This window comes from Serratia quinivorans, assembly GCF_946227985.1.
In the GTDB taxonomy this organism is placed as follows: Bacteria; Pseudomonadota; Gammaproteobacteria; order Enterobacterales; family Enterobacteriaceae; genus Serratia; species Serratia quinivorans_A.
Map to the genome: position 1 here is coordinate 396,796 of NZ_CAMKGL010000001.1, position 15,668 is coordinate 412,463.

Below are 15,668 nucleotides of genomic sequence, written 5' to 3' on the forward strand. Positions count from 1 at the left end.
AGGCTTCAGGATAAGGCGGCGGCGACATTGCGTAGCTCCGGCAATATCCCCAAGTTTTTCTCCTGCACCAGGTCCTGGTAAATTTTCAGGATCACCGCTTTCACCACATCAGAACTCCGTGTCAGGTTCTGCTGTTCCATTATGCTGTTTAATTCAGCCAGTTGCTTTTGACTGACTTTCATCGACAAGCGCTTCGACGATTTGGCATTCGCCAACTCGCTGCCTAACAGCGTTTTTAGTTCTTGTTGTTGATAGCGGCCGGTGTTGAGCGCATGGAGGTAGTAAAGGATCAGCGTTTTATGAAAATTCTCATCCAGCGCATCATCTATTTTTTGCGTGGCAACGTTCAGAATATCGAGATAGTGCGCCGGAACCCGCACTTCCAGCGCTGATTTAGCCTGCTCAAACTCGCTTTTAATGCGCGGTGTGGACTGGGCCGGAACGCTAACCACCGCATCACACTGGTTGCAGACGGCGGCTAAAATATTCCTCACTGCGCCGCGGCGATCGCTGAAGTCCACATCACGTAAACGATAGGTTGCCATTGTTCGGCCGCAGTTTTGGCACAGAACGCTGCGCGTATCGCCTTCTTTAACAATTCTCATTGTGAGCTCCTTGCTGAATTATTGATGCACGCTGATAAAGATGATGTCGGGTTCTATAAAATAAAATTTCACGTACCAATAGCAACCTGACTGCCAGGGGCGAAGAATGTGGACATCAATCGTGGCGTCCTGGTGATGCGGGCAGCACTGATACGCATCTCCACCCGTTTTCCTGATAAGTTCAATCACCCCGTTTTCATCAACCTGGCCGGTAGCAAACAGATTTTTTACATCGATATTGCCACGTACCTCGTGGTCATACGCGCCTTGCTGAAGACAGCGTATGGCCAGTTGCTTTACATCCCTGAATCCCATCTTATCTCCCTATTTTGTACGATAATTTACGTACATGCAAGCTGTCTGAAGTATTTAATCGCAGCCAAGTGTACTGAGGGACGAGGCAGGGCAGCCAAGCAATGTGGGTGAATAACCGGAGAAAAAGATGAAAAGGCGGGATACCTCGCAGACTACTGTAACGGGCACCTTTCTGCATACCCAGCCTGACGGGCAACGACAGCCCAGTTCAAACATGAACTGGGCTTCAAACACTATCGGGCTTTAATAACTGATGGTTTCCTGGGAGACCGAATTGGCCTGGACATCATTGGCGCTGAGCCATGTACGTTTGTTTTTCAAATCACCGAACAATGACAGCTGATCGTCAAAATGTTTTGAGCGTTTCCCGTCTGGAGCAATAAAACCGGACTGGCCTGGAGGCGTCACCTCGACACCGGTGACACCTTTACGGGTAAAGACCACCATGTCATTTTCGGTTCCGCGGTTCATGGCAAGACGATTCTGAACGTGTTCGTCTGAGCCTGCTTGTGGAACGTTCAGGAAGTTTTTGGTTTGATAAGTGGTGTTTGACACCTTGGTCTGCCACGCAGTCATCTTCTCGCCTTGCGCTTTATTCAGATCGTTAACGGCGAGCTGCAGCGCTTCCATCATCAGGCCATCGACGTCTCTGCCTTTGAAGATATCAAAGCCCGAGGTCTTACTGCCGGCGGTCATGCCCTGATACAGAATTTTGGTCCCCACCGAGATATTCTGACTGCCCGTGGTGCTCTCTCCCGGCGTCATATAGCCGGGATCAAGGAACCACGAAGCCTGTTCCGCAGGCAATATTCCGCCCAGCGACAGAGTCAGCATATGTTGCAGCCAGGCACGGAAGATCGGTGTCGCCGGGGTATCGTAATAACCGTCGTTATTCAGATCCCGTTCCTCATAGTCCCATTTACCGAGAATAGCGGCAGCTTCGCGCAGTTTCGGGTTATCACTTTTGGCGGCGACCTTGACCAGGCGGGGCACAAAAAAGCGCGCGTTAGGATCTTCGAATGCCGCATCCATCATCAAATCCCATAACTGCGTGGGGGTAAAGCGCGGCTGACTATCAATGCGGGTGAATAACGACTGAATACGGTCGGCGGTATTCCAGGAATACCACCATTCATCCGGGTTGGGGAAACCTTCCGCAGGGCGGTTGTTCCAGTTGGCGATGTAACCCGTTTTGGGATTGTAGACCTGAGGATTGGTGGAAAATGGCATGAAACCTTGCCATTCGGAACTGCCGTCGCCTGGCATAGGTAGCCGGTTATCGTGCCCTTTAAGGCGTATTGGATAACGTCCGCCCAAGGCATAACCGATGTTGCCTTTATTATCGGCGTAGTACCAGTTGACGTTGATGGCGGAATGCTGGACCTGATCGAGCCATTGTTGATGGTTTTTCGCTTTGCCGACTTTATTCCAGGCCAGTAAAGTGGCGACTTCCTCGCCTTCCCAGCCACGACGTTTGGCATAGGCCAGACCCTGCTTGGGATTGTAGTCGATGACGGCACCTTGCACGCTACGGTACACCGTCAAACGCCGGGTTTCGCCATCCTTCACCGCGATGGTCTCAATGCGTTTTTCCAGAGGGCGGTATTTCCCCTGATAGAAGTACTCTTCAGGGTTTTTAGGGTTCAATTTCAACTGGTATATATCGACATTATCACCAGCCCCCCAGGTACTTCCCCAGCTGATGTCGCGGTTGTAGCCGAACTCTACCATCGGATAGCCGAAAGGACTGTTTCCCACCGCGTCATAACCCGCGCCATGTAACCCAACAGAATAGGTGTAAGCAGGCTGATAGAAACCGAACTGAGGCCCGTTTAACAGAATGCTTTCGGCACCTTCAGATTTACGGGAGCCCAGGACGATGATGTTACTGAAGGCTTTTTCCTTCGGTGGCTTCCAGCGGGGCGTTTGTTCGTTGGCCGCGGTCTCTGTCGGGAGCGTTGCATGGTTCAGGGCGGTTGTCGTCGGCGGAGCAGAAACGTAGGCGCCATCGCGTACCGAAGGCTGCCATTCCCCCTTGGGGACTGTGGTGGGTGCGCCGGGGTTGTTTTGTGAAAGCAATAGGTTAAATATCGCCTTGCCTTGCGTCTCGCCATCCTTTTTTATCAGCCCGGCGAGTAATTGCTGGTTTTCCAGCTCGGTGTTGTAGTCTCCGAATCGGTTGACCATGGAGCCGATGAACACCATGGCCACATCGAAGTCCGTCCAGGGAGCCGGTTTAAAATTATGGTCAATAAACTGTTTTGGCATCAATTGCTGCGGATTGGCATCGATTTTCTTCAGCCATGCATTAATGCCCTGGGCATAACCATCGAGAATATCGCGATCGCTTTGGGGCAGCGCGGCCAATTGAGCTTTTATTCTGGCAGGGGAATACTGTTGGCGAATGCCTATATCAAACGACAGATAGTCTTTGCCCAACACTTCGGCGACACGCCCCTCTGTACTACGCCGGGACATTTCCAACTGGTATAGACGGTCCTGAGCGATGGCATAACCATAGCCATAAAACAGTCCGTAAACGTCATTGGCGTAAATGTGAGGGGTGCCATAGGTGTCTCGTTTTATCGTCACATCGGCGGCAAAAGTTTGGGCTATCACCAGGTTGCAGCCCAACCCAAGGGCCAGTAGCAAAGCAGATCGCGTTTGAAATAACAATTTCATGCAGTTTCCTCGTCAACTCGCTGTTATCGCGGCGGTGGTTTGTTCACTCAGGGAGGGCGAGCCTGCCGTGAGCATTCAGTTAGCTTGCTACATAAAATCAACAAAGTGATACATAATTTTAACTTTTATAGCGTTTTGTGTGTCCAAAGTCACTGTTCAAGGAAGGCTCTATCTATGGGGCTGGTCATTAATATAATTATTAATTCACTAATTCATGTTGGGGTTTTGTGATGATTGGGAGTGATTTACAGTGGAAGGGATACTTGATTTTAATTTTTATCTTGAAGAGTAAATCATGAAATAAACATAGTTACTGAGGTGGCAATAGGATCAGCGGGATGGCTTGGTTTTTTCCGTGATATCGGCCATGTGAGGTATCTTGTAACCCTATATGGCCCGTCATCTGTTTTGCTGAGGGGGAACTTTGATCGTCTCTGGATCAACGTTGAATTGTGACTTAATTACCAAATGGTCACTCGTTGTCAATCAGGGCTCATTGAGCTAAGCTGGAAAAATGACTAAACATATAAATGAACATCCCCCCAGGGGACCCTCGGATCACAGCGTCCGCGATCAGGTCGTCGACGCTGCCACAGAGCATTTCGGGCATTTTGGCTATGAGAAAACCACCGTCTCGGAACTGGCTAAATCAATAGGTTTTTCAAAATCTTATATCTATAAATTTTTCGATTCCAAGCAGGCGATCGGCGAGGTTATCTGCGCCAATCGACTGGCGATGATCATGGCGATTGTCAATTCAGCGATTGCAGATGCACCGTCGGCCTCCGAAAAATTGCGGCGTTTATTCAGAGCACTGACCGAAGCCGGCAGTGATTTGTTTTTTCACGATCGTAAGCTTTATGACATTGCTGCGGTCGCTGCGCGTGACAAGTGGCCTTCGGCAGAGGCCCATGAGGGACGGCTGCGACAACTGATTGAGCAAATCATTGTAGAAGGGCGGCAGGCGGGGGAGTTTGAACGGAAAACGCCGCTGGATGAGGCTGCGCATGCGATATATCTGGTCATGCGGCCTTACATCAATCCGGTTCAGCTGCAATACAATCTGGAAACGGCATCGGCGGCTGCTGCGCTCCTGTCTTCACTGATACTGAGGAGTTTATCACCCTGAGTTGTGACTATTGACAATATTGGTCACTAGTCTGAGAATGCGGTTACTGTCCTGTCAAATTAATTAAGGGAACCCATGCTCAGGCTTAATCCGGCCACCTTTGCTGTTTGCCTGTTGCCGCTTGCCCTTGTGGCCTGCGGTGACTCTTCCAGCACCGAAGATCCCCGTACTCAGCCTCCTCTGGTAAGGTCTGCGACCGTGGTGAGTGCTGTCGATACTTCCCGCGCATTTACCGGCGTTGTTGTCGCCCGAACTCAAAGTGACCTCGGTTTTAGAGTGCAAGGCAAAATCCTTGAACGTCTGGTCGATACCGGCCAGACCGTTAAACGCGGCCAGCCATTGATGCGTCTGGATCCGGTTGACCTGAGCCTGCAGGCACAGGCTCAGCAACAGGCCGTCGCGGCTGCAAGGGCCCGTACAAGGCAAGCTGCTGATGACGAGGCGCGTTACCGCAGTCTGGTCACTACGGGGGCCGTGTCGGCATCGGCCTACGGTCAGATAAAGGCCGCAGCCGATACGGCCAAAGCTGAACTCCGTGCTGCACAGGCGCAGGCGAATGTGGCACAAAATGCGACAGGTTACGCCGCGCTGTTGGCCGACGCCGACGGCGTGGTCATGGATACACTGGCTGAACCCGGACAGGTTGTCAGTGCCGGGCAACCGGTAATCCGGCTGGCCAGAGCAGGGCAGCGCGAGGCCATCGTGCAGTTGCCTGAGACGCTACGCCCGGCTCCCGGAAGCGAGGCCGAGGCAAGGTTGTACGGTACCGATAAACAGTCACTCCCTGCGAAACTGCGGCTCCTTTCCGATGCGGCCGATCCGGTAACGCGCACCTTCGAGGCGAGATATGTGCTGGAGGGGGCACTGGCGAGCGCGCCTCTGGGATCCACCGTTACGCTGCATATTACTGACGATAAATTACCGGGCCAGATGATGCAGGTGCCTTTAGCGGCAATCTATGATCCGGGCAAAGGGCCAGGTGTCTGGGAGATTTCGGGTAAGCCGGCCAAAGTGTCATGGCGGCCTGTTCAACTGCTGGGGGTGGGTGACGATGTTGCAAGGGTGACCGGTCCCCTTAAGCTGGGAGAACGGGTGGTCGCTCTGGGGGCGCATCTGCTGCATGACGGTGAGGCGGTACGCCTGGCTGAACAGAGCGATACCCGCATCGCCGGGAGCCGGCCATGAGCGCGGGGCGATTCAATCTTTCAGCGCTTGCCGTTCGTGAGCGTTCGATCACACTGTTCCTTATTATCCTGATGACGGTCGCGGGTATTCTCTCGTTTTTCGAACTGGGGCGGGCTGAAGATCCCCCCTTTACCGTTAAGCAGATGACGATTATTTCTGCCTGGCCGGGTGCCACCGCGCAGGAGATGCAGGATCAGGTTGCCGAACCGCTTGAAAAGCGAATGCAGGAACTGAAGTGGTATGACCGTAGTGAGACCTACACGCGTCCCGGTCTGGCTTTTACCATGCTGTCACTGCAGGACCGCACTCCGCCTGCACAGGTGCAGGAAGAATTTTATCAGGCGCGCAAGAAGCTTGGTGATGAGGTTAAAAACCTGCCGGCAGGCGTGATAGGGCCGATGTTCAATGATGAATTTTCCGACGTAACCTTTGCCCTTTTTGCGCTGAAGGCAAAAGGGGAGCCACAGCGACTGCTGGTGCGCGATGCGGAATCTTTGCGCCAGCGTCTTTTACATGTGCCGGGGGTCAAGAAGGTCAATATCATCGGCGAACAGGCTGAACGTATCTTTGTCTCGTTCTCGCATGACCGGCTGGCCACGCTGGGCATTTCTCCTCAGGATATTTTCTCCGCCCTCAACAGCCAGAACGTATTGACGCCCGCCGGTTCGATTGATACCCAGGGGCCGCAGGTCTTTATCCGCCTTGATGGTGCCTTTGACGAACTGGAGAAAATCCGCAAAACACCCATCGTTGTCCAAGGCAGAACCCTACAGCTTTCTGACGTGGCAACGGTTGAACGTGGCTATGAAGATCCTGCAACCTTCCTGATCCGCAACCAGAGTGAACCGGCGCTGCTGCTGGGGATCGTTATGCGTGACGGCTGGAACGGCCTGGATCTGGGGAAGGCGCTGGATGCGGAAACCGCCAAAATTAATGAGAGCATGCCGCTCGGCATGAACCTGACCAAGATCAGCGATCAATCAGTCAACATCAGCTCCGCCGTTGACGAGTTTATGATCAAATTCTTTGTCGCGCTGCTGGTGGTGATGGTGGTGTGCTTCGTCAGTATGGGATGGCGGGTGGGCGTGGTGGTCGCCGCTGCCGTGCCCTTGACGCTGGCTATCGTTTTTGTGGTGATGGAGGCTTCCGGCAAAAACTTTGACCGCATTACCCTGGGGTCGCTGATCCTGGCGCTCGGGTTGCTGGTTGATGATGCCATCATCGCCATCGAAATGATGGTGGTGAAAATGGAAGAGGGTTACGATCGCATCAAAGCCTCAGCCTATGCCTGGAGTCACACGGCGGCTCCGATGCTGGCGGGCACGCTGGTCACCGCCGTCGGTTTCATGCCCAATGGTTTCGCACAGTCCACCGCCGGCGAGTACACCAGCAACATGTTTTGGATTGTGGGGATTGCCCTGATTGCTTCCTGGGTCGTGGCGGTGGTGTTTACGCCTTATCTGGGGGTGAAAATGCTACCGAAAATCAAAACGGTGGAGGGCGGGCATGCGGCGATTTACGACACCCGCCAGTACAACCGCTTTCGCCGGGTACTGACCCGCGTTATCGCGCGAAAATGGATAGTGGCCGCTACCGTTATTGCCGTCTTTATTGTCGCTATTCTCGGTATGGGGCTGGTGAAAAAACAGTTTTTCCCCACTTCCGATCGGCCTGAGGTATTGGTTGAAGTCCAGATGCCTTATGGCAGCGCCATTGAGCAGACCAGCGCCACCACGGCGAAAATTGAAGCCTGGCTGAAAAAACAGAAAGAGGCAAAAATCATTACGGCCTATATCGGGCAGGGGTCGCCGCGCTTTTATCTGGCCATGGCACCAGAGCTGCCCGATCCGTCGTTTGCGAAAATTGTCGTGCTGACGGACAGTCAGGAAGCGCGTGAGGCGCTCAAATTCAGACTGCGTGAAGCGGCGGCCAGCGGCCTGGCACCTGAAGCGCGTGTGCGCGTGACTCAACTGGTGTTTGGTCCGTATTCACCTTATCCGGTGGCTTACCGAGTCATGGGGCCGGATCCCACCAAACTGCGCGAAATTGCAGACAAGGTAGCAAGGGTGATGCAGGCCAGTCCGATGATGAGGACCGTCAACACCGACTGGGGACCGCGGGTGCCGGCACTGCATTTCACGCTCAATCAGGACCGCCTTCAGGCGGTAGGGTTGACATCGAATACGGTTGCACAGCAGCTTCAATTCCTGCTTTCAGGGGTTCCGATCACCTCTGTGCGTGAAGATATCCGTTCGGTGCAGGTCATGGGGCGCGCGGCGGGAGATATTCGGCTTGATCCGGCAAAAATAGCCGGTTTTACCTTAGTGGGCTCTTCCGGACAGCGTATTCCGCTATCTCAGATAGGCAAGGTTGAAGTGCAAATGGAAGATCCTGTTCTGCGTCGTCGCGATCGCACCCCGACGATTACCGTGCGGGGGGACATTGCCGAAAACCTGCAACCGCCGGATGTCTCTACAGCAATCATCAAGGCGTTGCAGCCGGTCATCAATCAACTTCCGACGGGTTACCGTATTGAACAGGCTGGTTCGATTGAAGAATCCGGCAAAGCGACCAAAGCAATGGCTCCGCTGTTCCCTATCATGATTGCCATGACGCTGTTGATTATTATTCTGCAGGTGCGGTCGATGTCGGCAATGGTAATGGTATTCCTCACCGCGCCACTGGGGCTGATTGGGGTGGTGCCAACGCTGCTGCTCTTCAACCAGCCGTTTGGCATCAATGCGCTGGTAGGATTAATCGCGCTGTCAGGCATCCTGATGCGTAATACCCTGATCCTGATAGGGCAGATTCATCACAACGAACAGGAAGGGCTGGCACCATTCCATGCGGTTGTGGAGGCGACGGTACAGCGAGCCAGGCCGGTGTTGCTCACGGCAATGGCCGCCATTCTGGCGTTTATCCCGCTGACGCACTCGGTGTTCTGGGGAACGCTGGCCTATACCCTGATTGGCGGCACCTTCGGTGGCACCATCATCACGCTGGTCTTTCTGCCGGCAATGTATGCCATCTGGTTCAGGATACGGCCTGACAATCAGCGGCAGAGTGAAAGGCCTGCATCCGGCTAGATCTGTTTCTGGCGAGAACAAATGAACCGCGTTTTTGTCACGTAGTCTCACCACAGACCATTGTCATTGGGTGATGGTCTGTGGTTTTTACAGTATCGACTGAGAAATTAAGGAACCGGATAATAAGGGGGCAGTTGCAACGGCAATCTGAAAAAGATGACCATTGTGTACTATTGAATCTGACTGACGGAGGAATTTGCAAAGCGGGATGGAAACAAGAAGTTGGCTCCTCTGACTGGGATCGCCTTTGCCAGTAACTGGCTAATAAGTAAGCTAAACCTTAATTCTTACTCTGTCAAGACCACCAAAATGACCACCAATCGACGCTGATGAGCGAATCAGGGGGCTGGGACGTCGTTACTTATTGTTGGAATTGGGGACATGCTGCTGCATCAATTCAACGATCCAATCAATAAAAACTCGCAGTTTGGCGTTGACATGGCGGTTCGGCGGAAATGCCAGGTACAAGGGCATTGAATTAATACGCCAATGTTCAAATAGCGGAATCAAGGAGCCACAAGCCTGATGTGCTGCCGCCATGTAGACTGGCAGTGCAATCACGCCTAACCCAGCCAGACCAGCTTCGAGGTAAGCATTGCCATCATCCACTGCAAGCACATAGCTGCTCTTGATTTCGATATGTTCACTCTCACAGTGCAGTACCAGAGAATCAATCTTGCCGGTACGTGAGGACAAGAATCCCACTATGCGATGGTCGGTGTCTTCCAGCTCTCGCGGGTGCGCAGGGGCGCCAAGGCGTTCCACATAACTGGGGGCGACGTAGACGCCGAATTGCAAATCGCCGACATGGCGTGCGATCAGGGACTGGTCGTTGATTTCGCCACCGCGCAGGACGCAATCCACATTGTCGCCGATCAGATCCACCACCCGGTCACTCACGCCCATGTCGAACTGGATATCAGGGTAGCGCGCGTGGAAAGCCGGTAGTGCCGGCACCAGCACAAGGCGGGCCAACGGACTGGGCACATCCACTCGTAGCCGTCCTCTGGGCGTAATCGCCGTACTTGACAGGCTGTTTTCAGCATCATCCATGTCCGCCAGGAGGCGAATGACGCGCTCGTAGTACGCCGCGCCATCAGGGGTGACACTAAGCTTGCGGGTGGTGCGATGGAGTAACCTGACGCGCAGCCGCGCTTCCAACTGTTGAATGAGTTGTGTCACCGTGGTTTTGCTCATATGAAGTGTTTGGGCAGCCTTTGTGAAGCTACCTGCTTCCACTACCCGAGCAAAGGCGCGCATCGCATCGAAACGATCCATTCCTTACCCTCTCTTTTCACCGATTGTTTGGATTTTACAAACAATGATGAACAAAGTCGCTTGTTTATCCACCCGATCTGGCACCTGTAAAGTGTCTTTATATTCATTGGGCAGATTTCGCCCCATTGCAAAGGTACAAACATGACAACACGCGAAGCAGTTTTTCCCTTTGGGCGACAGGCGCTCTATGAACGCAATCGGTATTCACCGGCCATCAAATCTAACGGCTTCTTGTTTGTTTCGGGGCAGGTGGGTAGCCGAGAGGATGGTTCGCCTGAACAGGATCTTAAAGAGCAGATCAGGCTGGCATTTGATAACCTTAATGCTGTTCTCACGGCTGCGGGCTGCACGTTCGGTGACGTGGTTGACGTTACCCTCTTTGTCGTCGATCCCGAGTCAAACCTCGACGCTATCTGGAGTATCCTGCCAGAATATTGGGGGGAAGCGCCTTACCCTACGTTGACCGGGATCGGCGTGACGTGGCTTTACGGATTCAAGTTTGAGATTAAGGTGATTGCCAGGCTGCCCTAAGCGTTATGGGTCTTTCCGTCCGTCGAAAATTCAACAGGGCAGCCCGTGCTGCCTGTAGAGGCAACAGAGAGATTTCTGACGTGCTATAGGCCGGATCGGGATGGTTTGCCAGACGGGGCCGCATTTACTGATAAGACAGAGGAAAATTTATGAAAGCAGCGGTTTATGATGTGGAAGGCGCTCCCGGCGTCCTGAAATATGTCGATATCCCAGATCCGGTCACAGGGCCTGACGACATCCTGATTTCTGTCGAGGCTATCTCGATTGAAGGTGGGGATCTGATCAACCGCCGTTCAACTCCGCCGCCTCATCCTTCATGGATCGTCGGCTACGCGGCCGCGGGCACAGTTATTGCAGTCGGATCGAAAGTCAGTAGCCGTAAGGTTGGGGACAGAGTCGCCGCTTTTAACATGCAGGGATCACATGCGGAACGTTGGGCTGTGCCTGCGGAACGAACCTGGCTTATACCCGATGGGGTGGATACGGCAGAAGCGGCGGTGTTACCGATTTCTTTTGGAACCGCGCATCATTGCCTTTTCACACGAGGCATGCTCCGGCACGGAGAAACCGTCCTCATTCAGGCAGCAGCGGGTGGCGTGGGGCTCGCAGCCGTTCAGCTTGCCTCACAAGCAGGCGCGACGGTCATCGCCGTGGCAAGCGGAACGCAGCGAAGAAGCCGGTTGCTTGAACTTGGTGCCGATCATGTTGTGGATCGTGCAGAGAATAACGTCGTGGACAGTGTCCGACAGTACACCCATGGAACTGGTGTTGACCTCGTCATCGATCCGGTGGGGACGACGTTGCCTGCTTCGCTTGCTGCACTCGCTCCGCAAGGACGTCTCGTCTTCGTCGGTAATGCGGGCGGTGGCAGCCTGACTGTCGACTTGTGGCCGCCAATGCAGTCTAACCAGACACTCATGGGGGTATTCATGGGACCCCTTTTTGAAAAGCCCGGAGTTTGGGCAAGTGTGGACGACATGTTGCAGGCTGTAGCCGCAGGGCGCATCAGGGGTGTCATTGACCGCATCTTCCCCCTGGCCAATGCTGCCGCGGCCCACGAATTCGCCGAGACAGCGAAACCGCTTGGCCGCATCGTTATGAGGCCATGAGGTGCGTTTGACCAGTATGAGTGCGCTGGGCTAATTACTGGGTTCTGGTATCAAGGCTAAGTTTAGATGTCAGGGGTAGGGCAAAGCTGAAATGTCCGCTTTGTGCCAGAGCAGACGTTCAAACCAAGGAGCTAACACAATCCAAACTAACGACAATAGAGTCACTGTATCATTTCAATTTGAAGAACATTAACGGCGATAAATTTACAGTCAATATCAGATGCACTTGTCGATTTACAAATTTTAAAGTGCAGATTTACTGCTGAACTACTAACAATATTCAACTGTACACCTCGTTCAAAAAGCACTTCCATCTCATGACTATTAGTACCCTCGTCTAGTGAAAACACAAATGCTTTCTTGTCTATATTTTTTATAGTGATTACCATAAGATCTATTCGGCCAGCATCATATGCCTTACCCCTCCAATCTCCATTATTTAAAGCGACTTTCGGGCAAAACGATGTTGATATAACGCGATTTGTCAGAAATGACTTCACCTGTCCCCCCATCTCGTCTAGAGGCCATATTCCTCCGTGAAATAGCACCTGACCTTCTGGAATCAGCATGCCATGCCTTGAAATCAAAGAATTTATAACTTCAAAATCTTTTGGAGGGTAATTTTCTTGATAATCAATTAGTTACCTTGGTGTTGGGTGAGGCATGCCTTTACGCCATTTTTTATATTCCATGTTTCTTTCAAGATAACTAATAACATGATGATCAATCCTATTCTCATCTTTGTTCCTTGCAATTAGCTTTGCTGCGTCATGTGCAGAATTTAATATTGAATCTATTTTCACCTTTATTTGGCAACATGGTCTCCACTCTCCTCTCGATAATAACTCATCGATTTCTACTTCTGTTGGCTCCCTTTTTTCCCAAATTTCCAATGGAGGTGAAAATGGATCAATTTTATTAAAGAAAGAATTGTCAAGCTCCAAAGGCATCACCATGTTTATCTCCTGATTTTTTTAATAATTTAAACAGTTGTGAGAACTATTGCAAAGTCCGGTTTTCGCTCATAACCGCCGTTCAAAAAACCAAAAAGCCCACTTAAGTTTCCCTAAGCGGGCTTATCTAATAGGGCTCCTCTGACCGGGAACGCCATTTCCATTAAGTGGCTAATAACTAAGAACCACCCCTCCTGTCAAGATCACCAAAATGGCCGCCATTGGCCTCGCGTCATCGTGAGGCCTGCGCCAGTCCAGCCGGTGACGCTGTGGTGTCTGATTCAGCCGATATCGACTTTCATGGCGATGTCCCAGCTGCCGGCGCCATTCTTGGCCAGGCCGATCATCATCAGGCCGAGCGACTCCAGTGTCTGGGCCATTTGCAGGCCCCCGACATCGAACGGACGCAACCCGAGGCTTTCGAGAAAGGTTGAGACGCGAGCCTTCGCCTGCGCATCGTCAGCTGCGATGAACGCGTCGAGGTGCCCACCCTTGGCAAGTACGCGACCGAACAGGGTGTTGAACGCCTTCACGACATGCGCGTTGGCGGGGAGGAGCCTGGCGGTCTCCTGCGCACCGGAACTGCCGTGGGGAGTGACGAGGCCCGAGAGGTCGGGGGCAAACGGGTTCGTGATGTCGATGATCACCTTGTTGTCGAGCGCTTCGCCAAAGTCGGCCACCACCGCTGCAACGCTGCTGTACGGCACGGCGAGAATGACGATATCGCCCGCCGGCACTGCGCCGTACGTCCCTGTGGTCGCGCCGGCTGCCAGCTGGTCGGCCAGCGCCTGGGCCTTGGAAGTGTCGCGGCCGATCACCTCAAGGGTATGTCCAGCCTTGGCGGTACGCTTGGCGATAGCCGTGGCCATGCCGCCTGATCCTATGATGCTGATAGTGCTCATATGCTGATTCCTCGTGAGTTGGGGGATTGCCCGTCATCGCTAAACGGGCCTCCCCGGTTGATATGTCGTGTACGTCGAGCCTCCCGCATCATCCCTGACGCCATCGCCGGGGCGGCAAAGTCTTTGCCCAAACGGGGCAGGGCATCGCGATATCGCCGTCTGTCAGGTTCGTTGCGACCCGAATCCCTGTCCCCGCTCAACTCAACTGGCTGGGAAGTAATGGCCGTTGTCCAAATCGGCGAGCAGCCCGGGCTGGGCGGGTTCCCAGCCGAGGGTCTGGCGGGTGATGAGGTTGGACGCCGGGAGGTTCAGCGTGGCCAGATTCGCGAGGAACCCAAAGTATCCCGGCAGCATGAGTGTATCGACGGGAATGCTCACCGCGGGCATGCCCAGACGGCTGCCAATGGCCTCGGCGATCTCGCGGAACGGGATACCCTCGCTTTCGAGTCCATGCCAGGTTTTGCCGGCCGGACCCTTCTCCAGCGCCAGGCGGAACAGCGAGGCGAGGTCGCGGGCATGCACGGCTGGCCACAGGTTTGCGCCGTCTCCCGGGTAGCCGATGACCCCCTTCTCCTTGGCGAGCCCAATCAGCAGCGGGAGGAACCCGGTATTGTCGGTCATGCTGTGCGCGATAGTCGGGATCCGCACGATCGAGGATCGCACGCCGCGCTCCGCAAGGCCGATTACCGCGAGTTCCACGACGTTACGAACCCGCAGGGAGCCCTTGTACGCATCGCCGCCGGGAAGGGCCGGGTCCTCTTCGGTCGCCGGTCGGTCGAGGAAGCTGGCCCCGGGCGCCGTCCAGCCCAGGTTCGTGGGCGAGCCAATGCTCCCCGAAACGACCAGCGGTTTTCCGGTTCCGGCCAATGCCTCGCCGTACGCGAGCATGATCTGGAGCTCTGCTGCGGCTACGGCGTCAATCCCGCCGACGGGAAGCAGGTCTTGCCTGTGCGCGACGTGGATGACGCCATCGGACTCCGCCGCAGCCGCCTTGAGCCCATCCAGATCGGAAATATCCCCGCGACGCACCTTGGCGCCGAGCGCGGACACCGCAGCGGCGGACTTATCCGACCTGGCCAGGCCAGTGACCTCGTGGCCGGCGGCAATAAGTTCGGGAATGATGTACGAGCCGATATGGCCGGTCCCGCCAGTGACTAAAACGTGCATGATATTTTCCTTTTAGGTGCGATATGAGTGGGGGTGTCGTGCGCTCAACCGAGAAGGCTGACGCCGATCGAGAAGTTGGTGTGCCTGACGGAGTGGGTCATGAGGCCCAGACACAGCATGCAGGCGTGCTCCAGCGTCCGCGCCATGAACAGCGGCCCGGTATCCAGCGGGCGCAGCCCGAGGCTCTCGATGAACGCCGAGACGCGTGCCTTTGCCTGCGCGTTGTCCCCGGCGATGAACACGTCCAGCCGGTGACCTTCGACTGAACCCACGGCCAGCACGGGGGAAAACTGGGTGTTGAATGCCTTGACGATATCCGCATCGGCAGGGGCGGCCCTGGCGATCTCCCGCGCGCCAAAACTGTCTTCAGGTGTCAGGAAGCCCGAGAAGTCGGGTTTGATGGGATTGGTGATGTCGATAAGAAGCTTGCCCGCCAGTTTTTCGCCGTACTGCTTCACCACGTCGAGAACGGCGGAGTAGGGAACTGCCAGGATGACAATGTCCCCGGCCGGGGTAGTACCGAAGGTTCCCGTCGTCGCACCGGCTCCGATCTTCCCGGCCAGCGCCCGCGCTTTGGCAGCGTCGCGGCTCATTACCTCGACAATGTGCCCGGCCCTGGCAGCGAGACCGCCGAACGCCGCCGCCATGCCGCCGGAGCCGATGATGCTGATAGTGCTCATGTGCAATTTCCTTACGGATAGGGGTTAATCATTCATGGATTGCAGG

General features: G+C 54.3%; 14 protein-coding genes. 5 read left to right on the plus strand and 9 right to left on the minus strand.

Annotated features, from left to right (window positions below; all coding sequences use genetic code 11):
- Window positions 1-5 precede the first annotated feature (5 nt).
- The 3 genes from OCH02_RS01830 to OCH02_RS01840 form a co-directional block, all read right to left on the minus strand.
- Window positions 6-605, minus strand: coding sequence for a hypothetical protein (locus tag OCH02_RS01830; protein ID WP_261429481.1), 600 nt, complete (start codon window positions 603-605; stop codon window positions 6-8).
- A gap of 18 nt (window positions 606-623) precedes the next feature.
- Window positions 624-920 (minus strand): hypothetical protein, encoded by a 297-nt coding sequence (locus OCH02_RS01835; protein WP_261429482.1) that lies wholly within the window; start codon window positions 918-920, stop codon window positions 624-626.
- A gap of 243 nt (window positions 921-1,163) precedes the next feature.
- Window positions 1,164-3,602 carry a penicillin acylase family protein gene (locus OCH02_RS01840; protein WP_261429484.1) on the minus strand — a complete coding sequence of 813 codons (2,439 nt, stop codon included), beginning with the start codon at window positions 3,600-3,602 and terminating at the stop codon, window positions 1,164-1,166.
- Between the two features lie 514 nt (window positions 3,603-4,116).
- Here OCH02_RS01840 and OCH02_RS01845 point away from each other — a divergent pair.
- The 3 genes from OCH02_RS01845 (at window position 4,117) to OCH02_RS01855 (ending at window position 9,002) form a co-directional block, all read left to right on the plus strand.
- The gene (locus tag OCH02_RS01845; protein ID WP_261429485.1) at window positions 4,117-4,731 is read left to right on the plus strand and encodes a TetR/AcrR family transcriptional regulator; all 615 of its coding nucleotides are present in this window, start codon (window positions 4,117-4,119) and stop codon (window positions 4,729-4,731) included.
- 75 nt (window positions 4,732-4,806) lie between these two features.
- A complete protein-coding gene (locus tag OCH02_RS01850; protein ID WP_261429488.1) occupies window positions 4,807-5,916 on the plus strand; it encodes an efflux RND transporter periplasmic adaptor subunit in 1,110 nt (369 codons plus the stop codon).
- The gene (locus OCH02_RS01855; RefSeq protein ID WP_261429490.1) at window positions 5,913-9,002 is read left to right on the plus strand and encodes an efflux RND transporter permease subunit; all 3,090 of its coding nucleotides are present in this window, start codon (window positions 5,913-5,915) and stop codon (window positions 9,000-9,002) included. The genes OCH02_RS01850 and OCH02_RS01855 overlap by 4 nt, the downstream gene beginning before the upstream one ends.
- Before the next feature lie 357 nt (window positions 9,003-9,359).
- Here the strand turns inward: OCH02_RS01855 and OCH02_RS01860 are convergent, their stop codons facing one another.
- The gene (locus OCH02_RS01860; RefSeq protein ID WP_261429492.1) at window positions 9,360-10,280 is read right to left on the minus strand and encodes a LysR family transcriptional regulator; all 921 of its coding nucleotides are present in this window, start codon (window positions 10,278-10,280) and stop codon (window positions 9,360-9,362) included.
- Between the two features lie 141 nt (window positions 10,281-10,421).
- Between OCH02_RS01860 and OCH02_RS01865 the strand changes: the two genes are divergently transcribed.
- On the plus strand, window positions 10,422-10,811 hold the full coding sequence (locus OCH02_RS01865) for a RidA family protein (protein WP_015697037.1): 390 nt from the start codon (window positions 10,422-10,424) through the stop codon (window positions 10,809-10,811).
- A gap of 149 nt (window positions 10,812-10,960) precedes the next feature.
- Window positions 10,961-11,920, plus strand: a complete 960-nt coding sequence (locus OCH02_RS01870; RefSeq protein WP_261429498.1) for a zinc-binding alcohol dehydrogenase family protein — start codon at window positions 10,961-10,963, stop codon at window positions 11,918-11,920.
- Window positions 11,921-12,081: 161 nt separating this feature from the next.
- On the opposite strand, the gene OCH02_RS01875 is transcribed toward OCH02_RS01870, so the two are convergent.
- The 5 genes from OCH02_RS01875 to OCH02_RS01895 all read right to left on the minus strand — a co-directional run bounded on the left by OCH02_RS01875 (window position 12,082) and on the right by OCH02_RS01895 (window position 15,622).
- A complete protein-coding gene (locus tag OCH02_RS01875) occupies window positions 12,082-12,489 on the minus strand; it encodes a hypothetical protein (protein ID WP_261429500.1) in 408 nt (135 codons plus the stop codon).
- Between the two features lie 72 nt (window positions 12,490-12,561).
- Window positions 12,562-12,876: a hypothetical protein gene (locus OCH02_RS01880; RefSeq protein ID WP_261429501.1), complete on the minus strand. Its 315-nt coding sequence runs from the start codon at window positions 12,874-12,876 to the stop codon at window positions 12,562-12,564.
- A 278-nt stretch (window positions 12,877-13,154) separates the two neighbouring features.
- On the minus strand, window positions 13,155-13,775 hold the full coding sequence (locus tag OCH02_RS01885) for an NADPH-dependent F420 reductase (RefSeq protein ID WP_261429503.1): 621 nt from the start codon (window positions 13,773-13,775) through the stop codon (window positions 13,155-13,157).
- Between the two features lie 201 nt (window positions 13,776-13,976).
- Window positions 13,977-14,942, minus strand: a complete 966-nt coding sequence (locus OCH02_RS01890) for an SDR family oxidoreductase (RefSeq protein ID WP_261429505.1) — start codon at window positions 14,940-14,942, stop codon at window positions 13,977-13,979.
- 44 nt (window positions 14,943-14,986) lie between these two features.
- On the minus strand, window positions 14,987-15,622 hold the full coding sequence (locus tag OCH02_RS01895) for an NADPH-dependent F420 reductase (protein WP_261429508.1): 636 nt from the start codon (window positions 15,620-15,622) through the stop codon (window positions 14,987-14,989).
- Window positions 15,623-15,668 lie beyond the last annotated feature (46 nt).

Excerpts from the sequence above, each read along its gene's own strand:
- OCH02_RS01845 (WP_261429485.1), top strand. The coding sequence starts at position 4,117 with ATGACTAAACATATAAATGAACATCCCCCCAGGGGACCCTCGGATCAC.
- OCH02_RS01830 (WP_261429481.1), bottom strand. The coding sequence starts at position 605 with ATGAGAATTGTTAAAGAAGGCGATACGCGCAGCGTTCTGTGCCAAAAC.
- OCH02_RS01835 (WP_261429482.1), bottom strand. The coding sequence starts at position 920 with ATGGGATTCAGGGATGTAAAGCAACTGGCCATACGCTGTCTTCAGCAA.
- OCH02_RS01860 (WP_261429492.1), bottom strand. The coding sequence starts at position 10,280 with ATGGATCGTTTCGATGCGATGCGCGCCTTTGCTCGGGTAGTGGAAGCA.
- OCH02_RS01880 (WP_261429501.1), bottom strand. The coding sequence starts at position 12,876 with ATGGTGATGCCTTTGGAGCTTGACAATTCTTTCTTTAATAAAATTGAT.
- OCH02_RS01895 (WP_261429508.1), bottom strand. The coding sequence starts at position 15,622 with ATGAGCACTATCAGCATCATCGGCTCCGGCGGCATGGCGGCGGCGTTC.
- OCH02_RS01840 (WP_261429484.1), bottom strand. The coding sequence starts at position 3,602 with ATGAAATTGTTATTTCAAACGCGATCTGCTTTGCTACTGGCCCTTGGG.
- OCH02_RS01885 (WP_261429503.1), bottom strand. The coding sequence starts at position 13,775 with ATGAGCACTATCAGCATCATAGGATCAGGCGGCATGGCCACGGCTATC.
- OCH02_RS01875 (WP_261429500.1), bottom strand. The coding sequence starts at position 12,489 with ATGCTGATTCCAGAAGGTCAGGTGCTATTTCACGGAGGAATATGGCCT.
- OCH02_RS01855 (WP_261429490.1), top strand. The coding sequence starts at position 5,913 with ATGAGCGCGGGGCGATTCAATCTTTCAGCGCTTGCCGTTCGTGAGCGT.
- OCH02_RS01870 (WP_261429498.1), top strand. The coding sequence starts at position 10,961 with ATGAAAGCAGCGGTTTATGATGTGGAAGGCGCTCCCGGCGTCCTGAAA.
- OCH02_RS01865 (WP_015697037.1), top strand. The coding sequence starts at position 10,422 with ATGACAACACGCGAAGCAGTTTTTCCCTTTGGGCGACAGGCGCTCTAT.
- OCH02_RS01890 (WP_261429505.1), bottom strand. The coding sequence starts at position 14,942 with ATGCACGTTTTAGTCACTGGCGGGACCGGCCATATCGGCTCGTACATC.
- OCH02_RS01850 (WP_261429488.1), top strand. The coding sequence starts at position 4,807 with ATGCTCAGGCTTAATCCGGCCACCTTTGCTGTTTGCCTGTTGCCGCTT.